Raw genomic sequence first — 18311 nt, 5'->3', positions numbered from 1 at the left:
GGGCAGCGGCTCGGGGACCCTCGATCGACAAGCGTGGTGAGCTTTAGCGCTCGACCTCACCCTTGATGAACTTCTCGACGTTGGCCAGGGCCTCGTCGTCGAAGTACTGCACCGGCGGGGACTTCATGAAGTACGAGGACGCGGAGAGGATCGGGCCGCCGATGCCGCGGTCCTTGGCGATCTTCGCGGCGCGCAGGGCGTCGATGATGACACCCGCCGAGTTCGGGGAGTCCCACACCTCGAGCTTGTACTCCAGGTTCAGCGGAACGTCGCCGAAGGCGCGGCCCTCGAGGCGCACGTACGCCCACTTGCGGTCGTCCAGCCAGGCCACATAGTCCGACGGACCGATGTGGACGTTCTTCTCGCCCAGCTCGCGGTCGGGGATCTGCGAGGTGACGGCCTGGGTCTTGGAGATCTTCTTGGACTCCAGGCGGTCGCGCTCCAGCATGTTCTTGAAGTCCATGTTGCCGCCGACGTTGAGCTGCATCGTGCGCTCAAGACGGACACCACGGTCCTCGAACAGCTTCGCCATCACACGGTGCGTGATGGTCGCGCCGACCTGCGACTTGATGTCGTCGCCGACGATCGGGACGCCCGCCTCGGTGAACTTGTCCGCCCACTCCTTGGTACCGGCGATGAAGACCGGGAGGGCGTTGACGAAGGCGACCTTGGCGTCGATGGCGGCCTGCGCGTAGAACTTCGCGGCAGCCTCGGAACCCACCGGCAGGTAGCAGACGAGGACGTCGACCTGGCGGTCCTTGAGGACCTGGACGACGTCGACCGGCTCCTCGGCGGACTCCTCGATGGTCTGGCGGTAGTACTTGCCGAGACCGTCGAGCGTGTGACCGCGCTGGACCGTGACGCCACTGTTCGGGACGTCGCAGATCTTGATGGTGTTGTTCTCGCTGGCGCCGATGGCGTCCGAGAGGTCGAGGCCGACCTTCTTCGCGTCGACGTCGAAGGCGGCGACGAACTCGACGTCACCGACGTGGTACTCGCCGAACTGGACGTGCATGAGGCCGGGCACCTTGGCCGCCGGGTCGGCGTCCTTGTAGTACTCGACGCCCTGAACCAGCGAGGCGGCGCAGTTGCCCACGCCGACGATGGCTACGCGAACCGAACCCATTCCGGGTGCTCCCTGTGTAATCGTGGAAGCCCTGCTGTGTGCAGGGATTCACTTGGCGGTGTCGTCGGACGGATCCGGCCGGGTACTGCCCCCGTGCCGGGGCAGGCCGCCCGTCTCTCCAGAATCGTTGTCGTGCAGAGCGGGGGCGTCGGGGCCGGATCGCTGATCCCGCCCTGCCCGCTCGCTCTCGATGAGCTCGTTCAGCCAGCGCACTTCGCGCTCCACGGACTCCATTCCGTGGCGCTGCAGCTCAAGCGTGTAGTCGTCGAGGCGCTCGCGGGTCCGAGCCAGGGAGGCGCGCATCTTCTCCAGACGCTCCTCCAGCCGGCTGCGGCGCCCTTCGAGGACGCGCATCCGCACCTCGCGCTCGGTCTGACCGAAGAAGGCGAAGCGTGCTGCGAAGTGCTCGTCCTCCCAGGCGTCCGGGCCGGTGTGGGAGAGGAGCTCCTCGAAGTGCTCCTTCCCCGCGGGTGTCAACCGGTAGACGATCTTGGCTCGGCGTCCCGCGAGTGAAGCGGCGAGGGCCTCCTCGGGTGCGCTGCCCGGCTCCTCGATCAACCAGCCGTTGGTGACCAGCGTCTTGAGGCAGGGGTACAGCGTTCCGTAGCTGAAGGCCCGGAAGACGCCCAGCGAGGTGTTGAGCCGTTTCCGCAGCTCGTACCCGTGCATCGGGGCCTCGCGCAGCAGGCCGAGAACGGCGAACTCGAGGATGCCGGAGCGTCTGCTCATTCGTCGCCTCCTCCTCCGCCTTCGGGGCCCTTATGCCGTGCTGATGTATCGACTCGATACATCAGCACGATAGAACGGCCCGAGTGTCTCGACAAGTGGGACCGCCGTGACCGGCGTCACATCGTCAATTCACAGTGATCGAGTTGCCTGATTTGGGGTGAAGTCCGGCCGTAGGCGGGTTTTGGCCGTGCGTAGGCTGTGCGGCATGCAGAAGACCGGGAACCGAGCGATGCCGTGGGGCGTCAGTGCTCCGGGTGACCGGCTGCGATACGGAAGGGCCTCCGATGGGGTTCCGGCCGTGCGCATTTCGGGGGGACCGGAACTCAACTGCCGCTTCCAGGCGTATGTGCCTGCCCGAGGAGTAGTCGTTCGATGAGCGAGCATCGTCGCAAAATGCCGCCGCAGCAGCCGCCGACGGGCGGTCGCGCGGCGGCACGGCGCGCTGCCCAACAGCCGGTGGGCCGCAGGTCGGCCCCGGCCCAGGACGTCGGTACGGGGGCCCCTGCGGCCTCGTACGGGCCCACTTCCTCCCACGGGGAGGAGCCGCGTCCCTACGGGGGTCGTGCGGAGGCCCGGAGGGCCGCCCAGCGCGGCAGCCGCCGGAAGGGGGCCGAGAACGGCCCCGGGGGCCCCGGCGGCCCCGGTGGCGGTCGCCGTGGAGGTGGCGGCGGAGGCCGCGGCGGCGGTGCGGGGCGCGGCCCCGGAGGCCGCCCGCCCGGCAAGAAGCGGATGATCGACTACCCGCGCTACGGCAAGTACGGCTGGCGCCGCTGGATGCCGTCGTGGCGGCTCGTGACGGGCACGTTCCTGTTCTTCGCCGCCAGCCTGATGGGCGCGGCCGCGATCGCGTACTCGCAGGTCGAGATCCCCAACGAGGCGCTGACCGCGAAGTCGCAGAACAACATCTACTACTGGGCCGACGGCTCGCGCATGGTCGCGACGGGCAGCGGTACGAACCGCCAGATCGTCCCGTTCGCGAAGATCCCGAAGTCCATGCAGAACGCGGTGATCTCGGCGGAGAACAAGACCTTCTGGGACGACTCCGGAATCGACCCCATGGGTATCGGCCGCGCCGTGTGGAACATGGCGAAGGGCGGCGAGACCCAGGGTGGTTCGACGATCACCCAGCAGTACGTGAAGAACAACCGTCTTGACGACCAGTCGCAGACCGTCAGCCGGAAGGTGAAGGAACTCTTCATCTCCATGAAGGTCGGCAGCGAGGTCGACAAAGACGTGATCATGGCCGGCTACCTGAACACCTCGTACTACGGCCGCGGCGCGTACGGCATCCAGGCGGCGGCCCGCGCCTACTTCAACAAGGACGCGGAACAGCTCGACCCCAGTCAGTCGGCACTGCTTGCCGCGGTGCTGAAGGGCGCGACCTACTACGACCCCGCCGGCTACCCCGAGATCGACTCCGAGGCCACACCGGAGAAGAACACGGAGCGGGCCACCAAGCGGTGGAAGTGGATCCTCGACGAGATGCAGAACGACGGGCATCTCCCGGCCGCGGAGCGCGCGAAGTACCAGACCTTCCCCAAGGTCGAGAAGCCGAAGAAGAGCGCCAACCTGGGCGGTCAGATCGGCTATCTGGTCAGCACCGCCAAGGCGAACATCAACGCGCAGTTCGGTATCACCGAGCAGGACCTGGAGCGCGGCGGCTACGAGATCTACACCACCTTCGACAAGACGAAGGTGGCCACGCTCGAGAAGTCGGTCAACAAGATCCTGGACGAGTACATCGATCCGAAGAAGCGTCCGAAGACGGACACGCACGTCCAGTTCGGCGGCGCCTCCGTCGACACGGAGACCGGCAAGATCGTCGCCATCTACGGCGGCGTCGACGCGACCAAGCACTTCCGGAGCAACGCCGACAACACCGGAGCCCAGGTCGGATCGACGTTCAAGCCCTTCGTGCTCGCCGCCGCGATGAAGGACGGGGTCCGCGACCCCGAGCTGGGACCGGTCCAGGACAGGGCCACGCGGAGGATCGTCGACCCGGACAAGAGCCGCTACTCCGGCAAGAACAAGCTGGCGGTCCGGAAGTACAACGGCGAGATCTGGCACAACGAGAAGGGCGAGGAGTGGCGCCAGGCCAATGACGACAACGCGAGCTACGGGGACATCACCCTGCGCCGCGCCATGGTCCGGTCCGCCAACTCGCCGTTCGTGCAGCTCGGCATGGACGTGGGCATCGACAAGGTCCGCGAGGCCGCCGTCGCCTCGGGCCTGCGTCCCGACTCCCTCGTGCAGGGCGAGGTGCCCTCGTTCTCGCTCGGTGTCTCCAGCCCGAGCGCCATCCGTATGGCCGGTGCCTACGCGACCTTCGCCAACGAGGGCAAGCAGAACGACCCCTACTCGGTGCAGTCCGTCAAGAAGGACGGCGTCGTCATCGAGGAGCACGAGTCGAAGGAGAAGGCCCCCTTCTCTCCCGCCATCGCCAACAACGTCACCGACGTCCTCCGGTCCGTCGTGGACGACGACGAGGGCACCGGCAGGAAGGCGCGGATCCCGGGTCGGGCCGTGGCCGGCAAGACCGGTACGACCGACGACAACAAGTCGGCCTGGTTCGTCGGCTACACCCCGCAGCTGGCGACCGCGATCGACATGTACCGCTTCGACGACGACGAGTCGAAGAAGGGCCGCGAGTTCCTGAAGATGTACGGCACGGGTGACCAGCCGACGATCCACGGCTCGTCGTTCCCGTCCCGGATCTGGCACGACTACATGACCCAGGCCGTGGCGGAGTACCCGAAGAAGGACTTCCCGAAGCCGGAGAAGCTGGAGGGCGCCGAGCCCGTCTTCGGCGGTGGGGCCACCAGCCCGACGCCGAGCCCGACGGCCACGCCCACGCCCACCGAGACCACGATGCCCCCGACGACTCCCCCGGCCACGACGACGGCGCCGCCGACGACGACTCCCCCGCCGACCAGGACGACGAAGCCGGGCAAGCCGACGTGTGACGTCTGGGACTGGGACTGCAACAACACCGGGGACCCGGGCGACCCCGGCGGCAACACGGGGCAACCCACCACCACACCGCCCACCACGCCCACGTCGCCGACCGGCACACCGACGGACGACGACAACGGAAACGGAAACGGCAACAGACCCGATGGCGGGGCCTGGAACCCCTGATCCTCCGCCGGGGCACATTTCGAGGGCCGCCGCGTCCGCCCGTACCTTCCGTACGGGCCGGCCGCGGCGGCCCTCGCCGTTTTCCCGGAGACGTACGGCAGGATGTCCCCCATGCCGAGCCTCCAGAAGACGAGCGCGCCGCGGGACCGGCCGCAGGGCCGCGCGCGGACGGTCATCCCCACCCACCGGGACAAGGTGGCCGCAGCGGGCAGCGAACTGATCGGCGGCCCCTACGGTCGCCGGGCGCTGACCGGCACCGGGCAGCTGACGCCGGTGCGGGTGATCGCCCTCGTGGCCATCGGCATGTTCGCGCTCGGCATGGTGCAGAAGCTGCCCTGTTACAACTGGGCCTGGTTCCGGGGCACGACCTCCCAGTACACCCACGCCTGTTACTCGGACATCCCGCACCTCTTCTCGGGGCGGGGCTTCGCGGACGGCCTGGTGCCCTACTTCGACCGGCTGGGCGGCGACATACCGTTCCTTGAGTACCCCGTCCTGACGGGTCTGTTCATGGAGGTCGCGGCCTGGCTGACGCCGGGCGGCGGCGACACGATGCAGCGCGAGCAGTCGTACTGGCTGGCCAACGCGGGTCTGCTGATGGTCTGCGCGGCCGTGCTCGCGGTCTGTGTGAGCCGCACGCACCGCCTCCGTCCCTGGGACGGGCTGCTCGTCGCCCTGGCGCCGTCGGTCGCGCTCACCGCCACGATCAACTGGGACATACTGGCCGTCGCGCTGACCGGCGCCGCGGTGCTGATGTGGTCGCGCGGCCGTCCGCTGGCCTTCGGCATCCTGCTCGGCCTCGCCACCGCCGCCAAGTTCTACCCGATACTGCTCCTCTGCCCGCTGCTGCTGCTCTGCTGGCGGGCCGGGAAGTGGCGGCAGTACGGGGCCGCGGTGCTCGGCGCGGGCGGCGCGTGGCTGGTGGTGAACCTGCCCGTGATGGTGCTGGCCCCCGAGGGCTGGAAGCAGTTCTACCTCTTCAGCCGGCACCGCAACGTCGACTTCGGCTCGGTCTGGCTGCTGGTCAGCCAGCGCACGGGCGTCACGATCACGCCGGACCGGGCCAACCTGTACGCGCTGCTCCTGATGCTGGCGGCGGTCGCGGGTCTCGCCTACCTGGCGTTCACGGCGCCCCGCAGGCCCCGCTTCGCCCAGCTGGCCTTCCTGATCGTCGCCGCGTTCGTCCTGACCAACAAGGTCTACTCACCGCAGTACGTCCTGTGGCTGGTCCCGCTGGCGGCGCTCGCCCTGCCGCGCTGGCGCGACTTCCTGATCTGGCAGGCGTGCGAGGTCGTGTACTTCGCGGGCGTCTGGATGTACCTGGCGTTCACCGCCAGCGGCAACAAGCAGGGACTGCCGGTCGACGGCTACCAGTTCGCGATCGTCCTGCACCTGGCCGGCACCCTGTACCTGTGCGCCGTGGTCGTACGCGACATCCTGAGGCCCGAGAAGGACCCGGTCCGGCAGGACGGCTCGGACGACCCCTCCGGAGGCGTCCTGGACGGCGCGGAGGACGTCTTCGTCGCGGGCAGGGCCGCCCACCCGGTCCGCCACGCGGCACCGGCCGCGGACGACGGGCGGCGGGTGGAATGGGGCACCCCCGGAGAGCAGGGCTTCCGGGGGTGAGACGGGTCCGGCCGGCTCAGCGCTCGACGAGCCGGTCGAACTGCGTCGTGGTGTGGCGCAGATGGGCCACGAGCTCGTCGCCGACCCGGGGCTCCTGGGCGTCGGCCGGCACGAACAGGATCGACACCTGCATGTGTGGCGGCTCGGCGAACCAGCGCTGCTTCCCGGCCCAGACGAACGGCGACAGGTTCCGGTTGACGGTGGCGAGACCGGCCCGCGCGACGCCCTTGGCGCGCGGCATGACACCGTGCATCGCCTTGGGGGCCTCCAGGCCCACGCCGTGCGAGGTGCCGCCGGCGACGACGACCAGCCAGCCGTCCGACGCGGCCTTCTGCTGGCGGTAGCCGAACCGGTCGCCCTTGGAGACGCGGGTCACGTCGAGGACCGCGCCCCGGTACTCCGTGGCGTCGTGGTCGCCCAGCCACAGCCGGGTGCCGATCCGGGCGCGGAAGCGGGTCTGGGGGAACTGCTGCTGGAGCCGCGCCTGTTCCTCGGCCCGCAGGTGGCTGACGAACATGGTGTGCAGCGGCAGCCGGGCGGCCCGCAGCCGGTCCATCCAGCCGATGACCTCCTCGACGGCGTCGGTGCCGTCCTGGCGGTCCAGGGGCAGGTGGAGCGCGAAGCCCTCGAGCCGTACGTCCTCGATGGCGGAGTGGAGCTGCGGGAGCTCCTCCTCGCGGACGCCGTGGCGCTTCATGGAGCTCATGCACTCGATGACGACGCGGGCGCCCACGAGGGCGTGGACGCCGTCCACGGACGACACGGAGCGGATGACCCGGTCGGGCAGCGGAACCGGTTCCTCACCCCGGCGGAACGGGGTGAGGACCAACAGGTCGCCGCTGAACCAGTCCTTGATCTTCGCGGCCTCGTACGTGGTGCCCACGGCGAGCATGTCGGCGCCGAACCGGGCCGCCTCGTCCGCGAGGCGCTCGTGGCCGAAGCCGTAGCCGTTGCCCTTGCAGACCGGGATCACACCGGGGAACTGATCGATGACGGTCTTCTGGTGCGCGCGCCAGCGAGCGGTGTCGACGTAGAGGGAGAGCGCCATGGCCGGCCCGGAACCTTTCTGATGGCAGCGGTGTATCAAAGATATGTACGAGACTACGGAAACGTCAGCGACACGGCACGGCTCAGCGGCGGGACATGTAGATGTCGAGCGCCTTGTGCAGCAGCTTGTTGAGCGGGAAGTCCCACTCGCCGACGTACTCGACGGCCTCGCCGCCCGTGCCCACCTTGAACTGGATGAGCCCGAAGAGGTGGTCGGTCTCGTCGAGCGAGTCCGAGATGCCGCGCAGGTCGTAGACGGTCGCGCCCATCGCGTAGGCGTCGCGCAGCATCCGCCACTGCATCGCGTTCGAGGGCCGGACCTCACGGCCGATGTTGTCGGAGGCGCCGTAGGAGTACCAGACGTGCCCACCGACGACGAGCATCGTGGCCGCGGAGAGGTTCACACCGTTGTGGCGGGCGAAGTAGAGCCGCATGCGGTTGGGGTCCTCGCTGTTGAGGACGGTCCACATGCGCTGGAAGTACGAGAGAGGGCGCGGCCGGAAGTGGTCACGGACGGCCGTGATCTCGTACAGCCGCTGCCACTCGGCCAGGTCCTCGTAGCCGCCCTGGACGACCTCGACGCCGGCCTTCTCGGCCTTCTTGATGTTGCGGCGCCACAGCTGGTTGAAGCCCTTGAGGACATCGTCGAGCGAGCGGTTCGCGAGCGGGACCTGGAAGACGTAGCGGGGCTGCACGTCGCCGAAGCCGGCGCCGCCGTCCTCGGCCTGCTGCCAGCCCATCTTCCGCAGCCGGTCCGCGACTTCGAAGGCGCGCGGCTCGATGTGCGTGGCCTCGACGTCCTTGAGGCGCTTGACGTCCGGGTCCTGGATGCCGGCCTTGATGGCGGCCGAGTCCCAGCGCCGGATGACGACCGGCGGACCCATCTTCACCGAGAAGGCGCCCTGCTGCTTGAGGTGCGCCAGCATCGGCTGCAGCCAGTCGTCGAGGTTGGGCGCGTGCCAGTTGATGACCGGGCCCTCGGGGAGGTAGGCGAGGTAGCGCTTGATCTTGGGGAGCTGGCGGTAGAGCACCAGACCGGCACCGACGAGATCGCCGTTCCTGTCGAACCAGCCGAGGTTCTCCGAGCGCCACTCGGTCTTCACATCAGCCCATGCCGGGACCTGGCAGTGGCTCGCCGAGGGCTGGCTCTGGATGAAACCCAGATGCTGCTCACGGCTGATGGTCCTCAGGGTCAGGCTCATGCGGGGCGCTCCTCGGCAGGTGTGTCCCCATCGGTCAGGGGCTCCGGCTCTCGCGCCGAAGCCTACTGTGACCGGGGAGCGCCCTGGAGGGGCGTGTACGCCCTGACGTGCCGCTGGGTGCGCCCGGACGTGCCGCTGGGCCCGCCCGCCCGAGCCTGCTTGAGCCCGCCCGGGCGCGCCCGCTTGGGCCCGCCCGCGCGTGCCGACCGGGTCAGCCGCTGATGACGCCGCCGAAGAGGCCGCCGTGCGCCATACCCAGGTAGAAGCCGAACGCCGAGGCGCCGAGTCCGAGGATCAGCAGGAAGCGTTCGCGGGTCGTCACGGAGATGAACTGGCCGTAGGCACCGGTCAGGATGCCGATCAGGCCTGCCCAGGAACTCAGCAGATGCAGGTTGTGGAACTGCGCGGTGACGAAGGCGAGGACGCCCAGCACCAGTGTCACTCCGACCAGGGTGTCCTGGAGCGGATGGGGCTTGCCGTCGGTTGCGAAGAGGGAGTGGCCGGGGTCGGGTCGCATTACCTGTGCCATGGGGCACCTCCTGGCGTGCCTGGCGGAAGGCGGCGCATCGTAGCGCCGCCGACATCCGTTGTGTACAGATTGCGTCCCCTCACCAGTGAATTTCAACCGGAGGGCGATGTCCGGGTACGCTGTACGGTCTGCACCGGTGTCTGCCCTGGTCCGTCCTGGATCCGATGGTGTCCCTCGTTCGCCGAGGGGGACTGTCAGTGGTGGCCGATACCGTTGCGTACGCATCACGACCCTCCTGCCACGGAACGACCGTGGCCGCTGAGTCCAAAGGAGGTGGGTTCCACATGCGTCACTACGAAGTGATGGTCATCCTCGACCCCGATCTCGAGGAGCGCGCTGTCTCCCCGCTGATCGAGAACTTCCTCTCCGTCGTCCGTGAGGGCAACGGAAAGGTCGAGAAGGTCGACACCTGGGGCCGTCGTCGTCTGGCCTACGAGATCAAGAAGAAGCCCGAGGGCATCTACTCGGTCATCGACCTGCAGGCCGAGCCTGCGGTCGTCAAGGAGCTCGACCGACAGCTCAACCTGAACGAGTCGGTCCTCCGGACCAAGGTCCTCCGTCCCGAGACCCACTGAGCGTCTAGCTCAGTGGTCATCGGGTCCGAGTAGCAACAAAGCAGCCAGAAGCAATCCCGCCGAGAGGTACCCCCATGGCAGGCGAGACCGTCATCACGGTCGTCGGCAATCTTGTCGACGACCCCGAGCTGCGCTTCACCCCGTCCGGTGCGGCGGTCGCGAAGTTCCGTATCGCGTCCACCCCCCGCACCTTCGACCGTCAGACCAATGAGTGGAAGGACGGCGACAGCCTCTTCCTCACCTGCTCGGTCTGGCGTCAGGCGGCGGAGAACGTCGCCGAGTCGCTTCAGCGAGGCATGCGCGTCGTCGTGCAGGGCCGGCTGAAGCAGCGGTCCTACGAGGACCGTGAGGGCGTCAAGCGCACGGTCTACGAGCTGGACGTCGAGGAAGTCGGCCCCAGCCTCAAGAGCGCCACGGCCAAGGTCACCAAGACCACCGGTCGAGGCGGCCAGGGCGGCTACGGCGGCGGGGGCGGCGGCGGCCAGCAGGCCGGCGGCGGTGGCAGCTGGGGTGGAAACTCCGGCGGTGGCCAGCAGGGTGGTGGCGGTGCTCCCGCCGACGACCCGTGGGCGACCGGCGGTGCCTCCTCCTCTTCCGGCGGCGGCCAGCAGGCCGGCGGCGGTGGCAGCTGGGGTGGAAACTCCGGCGGCGGCTACTCGGACGAGCCCCCCTTCTAGGGCGCGAGCCCTCGAAGCAGCTCGTACCCCCACTTCTTGATCACACAGGAGAAACACCATGGCGAAGCCGCCTGTGCGCAAGCCTAAGAAGAAGGTCTGCGCGTTCTGCAAGGACAAGACCGTGTACGTGGACTACAAGGACACGAACATGCTGCGGAAGTTCATTTCCGACCGCGGCAAGATCCGTGCCCGCCGCGTCACCGGCAACTGCACGCAGCACCAGCGTGACGTCGCCACGGCCGTCAAGAACAGCCGTGAGATGGCGCTGCTGCCCTACACGTCCACCGCGCGATAAGGAAAGGGTGACCGACTAATGAAGATCATCCTGACCCACGAGGTTTCTGGCCTCGGTGCCGCTGGCGACGTCGTCGACGTCAAGGACGGCTACGCCCGCAACTACCTGGTCCCGCGTGGTTTCGCGATCCGCTGGACCAAGGGTGGCGAGCAGGACGTGGCGCAGATCCGCCGCGCCCGCAAGATCCACGAGATCGCGACCATCGAGCAGGCCAACGAGATCAAGGCCCAGCTCGAGGGTACGAAGGTCCGTCTGGCCGTTCGCTCCGGCGACGCCGGCCGTCTCTTCGGCTCCGTGACCCCGGCCGACATCGCCTCGGCGATCAAGGCCGCGGGTGGCCCCGACGTCGACAAGCGTCGCGTCGAGCTCGGTTCGCCGATCAAGACCCTGGGCTCGCACCAGGTCTCCGTGCGTCTGCACGCCGACGTGGCCGCGAAGCTCGGCGTCGAGATCGTCGCCGCGTAACGCTGCCCTCGGCAGTCTGCGCTCAGCAGTGAGGAAGGGCCGCACCCCTCGGGGTGCGGCCCTTCCGCTGTTTCACGTGAAACGTCGATCGCCTTGATGTTCCACGTGGAACATCAGCGTGTGGCGCCTGTCACGATCCATCTGCCGGAGCGGGAACGCAGCCAGAGCGTCGCCATCCGGACCGACATCATCAGCGTCATCGCCCACCAGAGCGCCGTCAGCCCGCCGCCGAGAACCGGGATCAGGAGGGCGACCGGGGCGAAGACGGCGAGGGTCAGCAGCATCGCCCAGGCCAGGTAGGGGCCGTCGCCGGCTCCCATCAGGACGCCGTCGAGGACGAAGACGACCCCGGAGATCGGTTGCGAGACCGCGACGACCAGCAAGGCCGGAAGCAGGGTGTCCTGGACGGTGGTGTCGCCGGTGAAGAGCGGGACGAACAAGGGGCGGGCGATGATCAGCAACGCGCCGAGCACCACACCGGAGACCACGCCCCACTGGACCATGCGCCGGCAGACCTGGCGTGCGCCCTCGGCGTCGTCCGCGCCGAGATAGCGGCCGATGATCGCTTGGCCCGCGATGGCGATCGCGTCGAGAGCGAAGGCCATCAGGCTCCAGAGGGACAGGATGATCTGGTGCGCTGCGACTTCCGCGTCGCCCATGCGGGCCGCGACGGCTGTGGCGATCATCAGGACGGCTCGGAGCGAGAGCGTACGGACGAGGAGCGGGACGCCGGCCTGCGCGGAGGCACGGATGCCGGTCGCGTCGGGGCGGAGAGAGGCTCCGTGGCGGCGGGCGCCCCGCACGACCACGACGAGGTAGGCGGCGGCCATGCCGAACTGGGCGATGACCGTGCCCCAGGCGGAGCCCGCGATACCGAGACCGGCTCCGTAGACCAGCCCGATGTTGAGTGCGCCGTTGGTCGCGAAGCCGGCGATGGCCACGTAGAGCGGTGTACGGGTGTCCTGGAGGCCGCGCAGGACCCCGGTGGCGGCCAGGACCACCAGCATCGCCGGAATGCCGAGGACGGAAATCCGGAGGTAGGTCACGGCGTAGGGTGCGGCGGTGTCGGAGGCGCCGAAGACGTCGATGAGCCAGGGCGCGGTGGGCAGGGTGAGGGCGACGACGGCGACGCCGAGGAGCAGGGCGAGCCAGATGCCGTCCATGCCCTGCCGGATGGCGGCCTGGAGATCTCCGGCGCCGACACGGCGGGAGACGGCGGCCGTGGTGGCGTAGGCGAGGAAGACGAAGACGCTGACCGCTGTGGTCAGCAGGGCCGCGGCGATCGCGAGACCCGCGAGTTGGGGGGTGCCGAGATGGCCGACGATGGCACTGTCGACGATGAGGAAGAGCGGCTCGGCGACGAGAGCACCGAAGGCCGGCAGGGCGAGGGAGACGATCTCTCGGTCGTGCTGTCGGCGGACGGCCTTGGAGGTCGCGGGGGCCTGGGTCATGAGGGTCAATCTAATCTTCCACAGGTAAGAGATGCAATGAGTTGGTGATCCTTACTTGAAGGGGGTAAGCGGCTTCGGGTGGGGGTCGTTTGTTCTGATCTTGGTCCGGGGGGAAAAGTTTTTCTCCCCCACAGCCCGTGGATGGAAAAAGCGCAGGTCAAATGCGTGAACCCGAGGGGCTTATGAGTTTGTCCACATGGCTGTCCCCCGCTCCGTGCACAGGTTCTGGGGAGTTCTCCACAGCATCTGGCCCTTCACCCACAGGGCCTGTGGATAACCAGATTGGCTGACGCCCCTCGCGGGCCTACCGTGGTCCGGCGCCCGACGCGCCAGAAGCGGTCGCAAAGCCACTCGTTGATCAGGGCCGTGGCGTAGGAAAGAGTGGCAGGGCGAGGTCCGCGCAGCGGACGGGAGGAGGTGCTTGGTGAGCGTTCCCGAGCCCATGGACGACCCTTGGGCCGACAGCGGACCGAGCGACCGACTGCCCACCCGTACCCGGGGCGAAGGGCGCGGCCGTGGCCGCGGGCGGGACGACCAGCACGAGCGGGGCAGCGAAGGCCCGTGGGACGGCGGACTCTCCGGCTTCGAACGCGTTCCGCCGCAGGACCTCGACGCCGAGCAGTCCGTCCTCGGCGGCATGCTGCTCTCCAAGGACGCCATCGCGGACGTCGTGGAGATCATCAAGGGCAACGACTTCTACAAGCCCGCGCACGAGACCGTCTACGCCGCGATCCTCGACCTCTACGCCAAGGGCGAGCCGGCCGACCCGATCACGGTCGGCGCCGAGCTCACCAAGCGCGGCGAGATCACCCGCGTCGGCGGCGCCTCCTACCTCCACACCCTGGTCCAGTCGGTCCCGACGGCCGCCAACGCCTCGTACTACGCGGAGATCGTCCACGAGCGGGCCGTCCTGCGCCGACTCGTCGAGGCGGGCACCAAGATCACGCAGATGGGCTACGCGGCCGACGGAGACGTCGACGAGATCGTGAACTCGGCCCAGGCCGAGATCTACGCGGTCACCGAGCAGCGCACCACCGAGGACTACCTGCCGCTCGGCGACATCATGGAGGGCGCGCTCGACGAGATCGAGGCCATCGGCTCCCGCAGCGGTGAGATGACCGGTGTGCCCACCGGCTTCACCGATCTCGACTCGCTGACCAACGGCCTGCACCCCGGCCAGATGATCATCATCGCGGCTCGCCCCGCCATGGGTAAGTCGACCCTCGCCCTGGACTTCGCCCGGGCGGCGTCCATCAAGCACAACCTGCCCAGCGTCATCTTCTCCCTCGAAATGGGCCGCAACGAGATCGCTATGCGACTGCTCTCGGCCGAGGCCCGGGTCGCGCTGCACCACATGCGCTCGGGCACGATGACCGACGAGGACTGGACCCGTCTCGCCCGCCGGATGCCTGATGTCTCGCAGGCCCCGCTCTACATCGACGACTCCCCGAACCTGTCGATGATGGAGATCCGCGCGAAGTGCCGCCGGCTCAAGCAGCGCAACGGCCTCAAGCTCGTCATCATCGACTATCTGCAGCTCATGCAGTCGGGCGGGTCGAAGAGGCAGGAGAGCCGACAGCAAGAGGTCTCCGACATGTCGCGAAACCTGAAGCTCCTCGCCAAGGAGCTGGAGCTGCCCGTGATCGCGCTCTCCCAGCTGAACCGTGGTCCCGAGCAGCGCACCGACAAGAAGCCGATGGTCTCCGACCTGCGCGAGTCCGGCTCGATCGAGCAGGACGCCGACATGGTGATCCTGCTCCACCGCGAGGACGCCTACGAGAAGGAGTCCCCGCGAGCGGGCGAGGCCGACATCATCGTGGGCAAGCACCGTAACGGCCCCACGGCCACGATCACCGTGGCCTTCCAGGGCCACTACTCGCGCTTCGTGGACATGGCCCAGACCTGACGGGGTCCGGTGTAGGGTCTCGAAATTCGCGGCACGATCTCAGCCCCGATGGCACACCGGTGGCACTTGTGCCGTCTTCGTGAGACTCCCTGCCGTCCTGTCGCAGTGCAGCTGGCGGATTCCTACTTGGTCTCATCCGAGCCGCCGGATTCTCACCGCGTCGCGGTGGGCCGCCGGTTCGTCTCGCCGAACACGGGGCGTGCCACCCCACCTACCATGTGGACATGAGTTCGAATACGGGTCTTGAGGCGCGACCAGAACTGAGTGCGGCGTTGAGTGGGGATGAGTTGTCCCGCTGGTACTGGACGCTGGCTGAACTGACCGTGCTTGCCCGCGAGCTCGGGGTGTCGCGGGGCGGCGGGAAGGCGGCGCTGACGGAGCGGCTACAGGCCGCATTGGACGGCGTCGCCCCGCCGGACGCGCCGCCTCGGACGCGCAGCACCGGCCGCCAGCTCGCCGCGCCAGTGAACGGGTTCACCGTGATTCCCGCGGGTCAGCGGTGCAGTCAGGTGCTGCGCGAGTACTTCCGCCGCGAGATCGGCAAGGGCTTCCATTTTGACGCCTATATGCGGACATTCGTAGCCGAAGGTGCAGGGCGCACCCTGGCCGATGCCCTCGCCCACTGGCACGCCACGCGCCAGGCCGCTGCCCAGCCCCAGGAGATCGGCTCGCAGTTCGAGCTCAACCGCTTTCTGCGTGACTGGTGTGCCGAGCATCCGGCCGGCAGCCGTGCCGAAGCGCTCGCCGCCTGGCGCGCTCAGCGTGACCGGCCTCGCCGCCCGGCCACGGGGTGACCGGTCCACAGCGCCTGGGCGCCGAGTGCCTGGGAATCGGATCCCCGCCGCGCGATTCCTTCCCAGAAGGCCAACTCGTCCGAGAACGACACCGGACCGTACTACCTGGCCATCTGGCCGCCCTGCAGGTCAGAACCGCACCACCTGACAACTGGAATGCGACAGGACACCTGCCGCAGGGAAGGGAGATGTGATCTCGTCTTCCTGCTCCGGCGCGGTGCGGGTTCTTCAGCCCTGGGCAGGGATGTCCAGGGCGGTCCCGTACAGGCGGGAGACCCGGAGCAGGATGGTCACGCGCCGGTCAGGCAGCGGCTGCTCTCCGGGGGTCGCCCCGTCGGCCGGGTCCGCTATCTCCGCCTCTCCCTCCGCGACGGCGAACGACCAGATGTCCGGGCCGCTGACGTGCAGTGAGGCGTGCGGGTCGCTGCGCAATTGGCGCACCTTGAGGCGGTTGGCGGTGGAGGAGACCCGCAGTACACGTTCCCCGGCGTTCCAGTCGTAGAGGCGAGCAGTGAGACCCCGCATCCGGGTCACCAGGACGGGTGCTCAGCGCCTCGTCTGGTACCTGGTCAGGACCACGCCGCAGGGAAGCGTCCGCGTCTCCAGCAGGTCGAGGTTCACCCAGTTGTCCAGCGCGGTGAAGAAGGGCGTGCCGCTGCCCACCAGGACCGGCGCGGTGGCCAGCACGTACTCGTCGATCAGGCCGGCCCGCATGGCCGCCCCGGCGAGCGTCGCTCCGCCGATGTCCATGGGGCCACCGTCCTCGGCCTTGAGCCGGGTGATCTCGGCGACCGCGTCACCGGTGACCAGGCGGGTGTTCCAGTCGACCTGGTCGATCGTCGAGGAGAACACCACCTTCGGCATGTCCCGCCAGCGGCGCGCGAACTCGCTCTCCGCCGGAGTGGCGTCGGGCTGCTGGTCGCCGGTCGGCCAGTAGGAGCTCATCGTCTGCCACAGCTTGCGTCCGTACAGCGTCAGGTCGGTCGCCTGCAACTGGTCTGACCAGAACTGGAACAGCTCGTCGCTCGGCACGCTCCAGCCGATGTCGTCGCCGGGCGCGGTGATGTAGCCGTCCAGGGTCAGATTCATGCCGTAGATCAGTTTCCTCATGGCGCCAGCCTTCCGTGAGTCGCCCTCATGCGTACGGACCGGCGCGGTGCGGGAAACTCATCGGTGCGCGACCTGAGCCCGATCTTGGGTGCCACCGTGGTGGGACGACGGAGAACCGGCCGGCCACAGGAGAATCCCGGTCACCGGCGCTCACGTGCTCACAGCCCCGGATGCGGGGGCCTTGTGTTGGATGGGTTCCATGACGTCATCTTTCGAAGCTCTTCTGCCCGGTACCGAACGGGCTCTGCTCCACCGTGTCGCGGTCGCCCAGTCCGACGGGCGGGCGCCGTCCTTCGTGGGGGCGGTGGTGCGCGACGGCGAGCTCGTGTGGAGCGGTTCGCGCAGCTGTGTGGACGGACACGCGCCCGACACCGACACGCAGTTCAGGATCGGATCCCTCACCAAGGTGTTCACGGCCGTGCTGGTGATGCGGCTGCGGGACGAGGGGCTCCTCGGGCTCGACGATCCGCTGGAGAGGCACCTCAAGGCCACGGGCGCCGGTGAGGTGACGGTCGCTCAACTCCTCGGTCACAGCGGCGGTCTCGCGGCCGAGACGCCCGGCCCGTGGTGGGAGCGTTCGTCCGCCGACCTACGGCCGGAGCTCTCCGACGTCCTGGGCGAGCGTCCCTTCGTCCAGGCGCCGGGGCGCCGCCACCACTACTCCAACCCCGGGTACACGCTGCTCGGTTCGCTCGTCGAGACGGTGCGGGGGGTGCCCTGGGAGGAAGCGCTGCGGCGCGAGATCCTGGAGCCGCTCGGGATGGGTCGTACGACGCTGGATCCGGTCGCCCCGCACGCCGGCGGCTGGGCGGTGCACCCGTGGGCCGATGTGATGCTGCCGGAGCCGTCGGAGGATCTGGGGCTGATGGCACCGGCCGGACAGCTCTGGTCGACGGCGGCGGACCTTGCCCGGTTCGCGGCCTTCCTCGCGGCGGGTGACGACCGGGTGCTCGTCGCGTCCTCCGTAGCGGAGATGAGGGCTCCGGCCTCCGCGACCGGCGAGGGGGAGTGGGAGGGGAGCTACGGACTCGGTCTCCAGCTGCTGCGCAGCGACGGCCGGACCCTGATCGGCCACACCGGCTCCCTCCCCGGCTTCGTCGCCGCCCTCTGGGTGAGCGTGGAGGACGGACTGGCGGCGATCGCCCTGGCGAATGCCACCTCGGGGCCTCTGGCGGCGGCCGTGGCGGCCGATCTCGTGCGGATCGTGGCGGAGGCGGAGCCGAAGTTCCCGGAGCCGTGGCGCCCGCTTCCGGAGGCCGACGTCGACGAGGAGCTGCTCGCCCTGACGGGCCCCTGGTACTGGGGCACGTACCCCTACGGGCTCCGGCTCGGCCCCGACCGGGGTGTGGTGCTCGAACCTCTGAGGGGTGCCGGGCGCCGGGCCCGCTTCCGGGCGCTGCCTGAGGGCGGTTGGGTCGGGCTGAACGGCTACTACGCGGGGGAGACGCTTCGGGCGGTGCGGCGGGCCGACGGGAGTGTGAGCCATCTCGATCTCGGCTCGTTCGTCTTCACCAGGGAGCCGTACGCGCCTGCGGACGCGGTGCCGGGCGGAGTGGACGAGGCGGGCTGGCGCGGTCTCTGAGCCGCTCCGGGTTGTTTCACGTGAAACGGCGCGCCGGGCTGCGGCCCGGCGCGCCGCGT

The 18311-nt window shown here is 68.9% G+C and carries 17 protein-coding genes; 9 read left to right on the top strand and 8 right to left on the bottom strand.

What is annotated here, in order from left to right:
* Nucleotides 1-43: 43 nt before the first annotated feature.
* Both ACRRSS_RS35405 and ACRRSS_RS35400 read right to left on the bottom strand, forming a co-directional pair.
* On the bottom strand, nt 44-1126 hold the full coding sequence (locus ACRRSS_RS35405) for an inositol-3-phosphate synthase (RefSeq protein WP_351894717.1): 1083 nt from the start codon (nt 1124-1126) through the stop codon (nt 44-46).
* A gap of 48 nt (nt 1127-1174) precedes the next feature.
* Nucleotides 1175-1855: a PadR family transcriptional regulator gene (locus tag ACRRSS_RS35400; protein WP_033201442.1), complete on the bottom strand. Its 681-nt coding sequence runs from the start codon at nt 1853-1855 to the stop codon at nt 1175-1177.
* 372 nt (nt 1856-2227) lie between these two features.
* On the opposite strand from ACRRSS_RS35400, the gene ACRRSS_RS35395 reads away from it, so the two are divergent.
* Both ACRRSS_RS35395 and ACRRSS_RS35390 read left to right on the top strand, forming a co-directional pair.
* Nucleotides 2228-4993, top strand: coding sequence for a transglycosylase domain-containing protein (locus ACRRSS_RS35395; RefSeq protein WP_435975044.1), 2766 nt, complete (start codon nt 2228-2230; stop codon nt 4991-4993).
* 111 nt (nt 4994-5104) lie between these two features.
* Nucleotides 5105-6619, top strand: a complete 1515-nt coding sequence (locus tag ACRRSS_RS35390; protein ID WP_435975043.1) for a glycosyltransferase family 87 protein — start codon at nt 5105-5107, stop codon at nt 6617-6619.
* A 16-nt stretch (nt 6620-6635) separates the two neighbouring features.
* Here ACRRSS_RS35390 and ACRRSS_RS35385 read toward each other — a convergent pair whose 3' ends face one another.
* The 3 genes from ACRRSS_RS35385 to ACRRSS_RS35375 all read right to left on the bottom strand — a co-directional run bounded on the left by ACRRSS_RS35385 (nt 6636) and on the right by ACRRSS_RS35375 (nt 9397).
* Nucleotides 6636-7667 (bottom strand): alanine racemase, encoded by a 1032-nt coding sequence (locus ACRRSS_RS35385; protein WP_435975042.1) that lies wholly within the window; start codon nt 7665-7667, stop codon nt 6636-6638.
* An 82-nt stretch (nt 7668-7749) separates the two neighbouring features.
* Entirely contained in the window at nt 7750-8868 is a 1119-nt protein-coding gene (locus ACRRSS_RS35380; protein WP_435975041.1) for a lipid II:glycine glycyltransferase FemX, read from the bottom strand.
* A gap of 211 nt (nt 8869-9079) precedes the next feature.
* The gene (locus ACRRSS_RS35375) at nt 9080-9397 is read right to left on the bottom strand and encodes a hypothetical protein (RefSeq protein WP_351894706.1); all 318 of its coding nucleotides are present in this window, start codon (nt 9395-9397) and stop codon (nt 9080-9082) included.
* A 284-nt stretch (nt 9398-9681) separates the two neighbouring features.
* Between ACRRSS_RS35375 and rpsF the strand changes: the two genes are divergently transcribed.
* The 4 genes from rpsF to rplI all read left to right on the top strand — a co-directional run bounded on the left by rpsF (nt 9682) and on the right by rplI (nt 11409).
* Nucleotides 9682-9972, top strand: a complete 291-nt coding sequence (rpsF, locus tag ACRRSS_RS35370; RefSeq protein WP_015034882.1) for a 30S ribosomal protein S6 — start codon at nt 9682-9684, stop codon at nt 9970-9972.
* 74 nt (nt 9973-10046) lie between these two features.
* A complete protein-coding gene (locus ACRRSS_RS35365) occupies nt 10047-10649 on the top strand; it encodes a single-stranded DNA-binding protein (RefSeq protein ID WP_435975040.1) in 603 nt (200 codons plus the stop codon).
* A 58-nt stretch (nt 10650-10707) separates the two neighbouring features.
* Nucleotides 10708-10944 carry a 30S ribosomal protein S18 gene (gene rpsR, locus ACRRSS_RS35360; protein ID WP_003956534.1) on the top strand — a complete coding sequence of 79 codons (237 nt, stop codon included), beginning with the start codon at nt 10708-10710 and terminating at the stop codon, nt 10942-10944.
* An 18-nt stretch (nt 10945-10962) separates the two neighbouring features.
* Complete coding sequence (gene rplI / locus ACRRSS_RS35355; RefSeq protein ID WP_351894701.1) at nt 10963-11409, top strand: 50S ribosomal protein L9; 447 nt, start codon at nt 10963-10965, stop codon at nt 11407-11409.
* Nucleotides 11410-11522: 113 nt separating this feature from the next.
* Here the strand turns inward: rplI and ACRRSS_RS35350 are convergent, their stop codons facing one another.
* A complete protein-coding gene (locus ACRRSS_RS35350) occupies nt 11523-12860 on the bottom strand; it encodes an MATE family efflux transporter (RefSeq protein WP_435975039.1) in 1338 nt (445 codons plus the stop codon).
* Between the two features lie 424 nt (nt 12861-13284).
* Between ACRRSS_RS35350 and dnaB the strand changes: the two genes are divergently transcribed.
* Both dnaB and ACRRSS_RS35340 read left to right on the top strand, forming a co-directional pair.
* Nucleotides 13285-14766, top strand: a complete 1482-nt coding sequence (gene dnaB / locus ACRRSS_RS35345; protein ID WP_116159964.1) for a replicative DNA helicase — start codon at nt 13285-13287, stop codon at nt 14764-14766.
* 224 nt (nt 14767-14990) lie between these two features.
* On the top strand, nt 14991-15560 hold the full coding sequence (locus ACRRSS_RS35340; RefSeq protein WP_435975038.1) for a DUF6434 domain-containing protein: 570 nt from the start codon (nt 14991-14993) through the stop codon (nt 15558-15560).
* 228 nt (nt 15561-15788) lie between these two features.
* Here ACRRSS_RS35340 and ACRRSS_RS35335 read toward each other — a convergent pair whose 3' ends face one another.
* Together ACRRSS_RS35335 and ACRRSS_RS35330 are read right to left on the bottom strand one after the other, a co-directional pair.
* Nucleotides 15789-16085: a hypothetical protein gene (locus ACRRSS_RS35335; protein ID WP_435975037.1), complete on the bottom strand. Its 297-nt coding sequence runs from the start codon at nt 16083-16085 to the stop codon at nt 15789-15791.
* Between the two features lie 21 nt (nt 16086-16106).
* Nucleotides 16107-16670, bottom strand: a complete 564-nt coding sequence (locus ACRRSS_RS35330) for a dihydrofolate reductase family protein (RefSeq protein ID WP_435975036.1) — start codon at nt 16668-16670, stop codon at nt 16107-16109.
* Nucleotides 16671-16869: 199 nt separating this feature from the next.
* Here ACRRSS_RS35330 and ACRRSS_RS35325 point away from each other — a divergent pair, with 199 nt between their 5' ends.
* On the top strand, nt 16870-18252 hold the full coding sequence (locus tag ACRRSS_RS35325) for a serine hydrolase domain-containing protein (RefSeq protein WP_435975035.1): 1383 nt from the start codon (nt 16870-16872) through the stop codon (nt 18250-18252).
* The last annotated feature ends 59 nt before the right edge of the window (nt 18253-18311 follow it).

Origin of the sequence: Streptomyces sp. Qhu_M48, assembly GCF_051305195.1 — a bacterium.
Lineage (GTDB): Bacteria > Actinomycetota > Actinomycetes > Streptomycetales > Streptomycetaceae > Streptomyces.
Note: the sequence above shows the minus strand (reverse complement) of the source record. Positions and strands in the feature narration are given on the sequence as shown.

Coding starts and splice junctions, on each gene's coding strand:
- ACRRSS_RS35405 (WP_351894717.1), bottom strand. CDS start 1,126: ATGGGTTCGGTTCGCGTAGCCATCGTCGGCGTGGGCAACTGCGCCGCC.
- ACRRSS_RS35400 (WP_033201442.1), bottom strand. CDS start 1,855: ATGAGCAGACGCTCCGGCATCCTCGAGTTCGCCGTTCTCGGCCTGCTG.
- ACRRSS_RS35395 (WP_435975044.1), top strand. CDS start 2,228: ATGAGCGAGCATCGTCGCAAAATGCCGCCGCAGCAGCCGCCGACGGGC.
- ACRRSS_RS35390 (WP_435975043.1), top strand. CDS start 5,105: ATGCCGAGCCTCCAGAAGACGAGCGCGCCGCGGGACCGGCCGCAGGGC.
- ACRRSS_RS35385 (WP_435975042.1), bottom strand. CDS start 7,667: ATGGCGCTCTCCCTCTACGTCGACACCGCTCGCTGGCGCGCGCACCAG.
- ACRRSS_RS35380 (WP_435975041.1), bottom strand. CDS start 8,868: ATGAGCCTGACCCTGAGGACCATCAGCCGTGAGCAGCATCTGGGTTTC.
- ACRRSS_RS35375 (WP_351894706.1), bottom strand. CDS start 9,397: ATGGCACAGGTAATGCGACCCGACCCCGGCCACTCCCTCTTCGCAACC.
- rpsF (WP_015034882.1), top strand. CDS start 9,682: ATGCGTCACTACGAAGTGATGGTCATCCTCGACCCCGATCTCGAGGAG.
- ACRRSS_RS35365 (WP_435975040.1), top strand. CDS start 10,047: ATGGCAGGCGAGACCGTCATCACGGTCGTCGGCAATCTTGTCGACGAC.
- rpsR (WP_003956534.1), top strand. CDS start 10,708: ATGGCGAAGCCGCCTGTGCGCAAGCCTAAGAAGAAGGTCTGCGCGTTC.
- rplI (WP_351894701.1), top strand. CDS start 10,963: ATGAAGATCATCCTGACCCACGAGGTTTCTGGCCTCGGTGCCGCTGGC.
- ACRRSS_RS35350 (WP_435975039.1), bottom strand. CDS start 12,860: ATGACCCAGGCCCCCGCGACCTCCAAGGCCGTCCGCCGACAGCACGAC.
- ACRRSS_RS35340 (WP_435975038.1), top strand. CDS start 14,991: ATGAGTTCGAATACGGGTCTTGAGGCGCGACCAGAACTGAGTGCGGCG.
- ACRRSS_RS35335 (WP_435975037.1), bottom strand. CDS start 16,085: ATGCGGGGTCTCACTGCTCGCCTCTACGACTGGAACGCCGGGGAACGT.
- ACRRSS_RS35330 (WP_435975036.1), bottom strand. CDS start 16,670: ATGAGGAAACTGATCTACGGCATGAATCTGACCCTGGACGGCTACATC.
- ACRRSS_RS35325 (WP_435975035.1), top strand. CDS start 16,870: ATGACGTCATCTTTCGAAGCTCTTCTGCCCGGTACCGAACGGGCTCTG.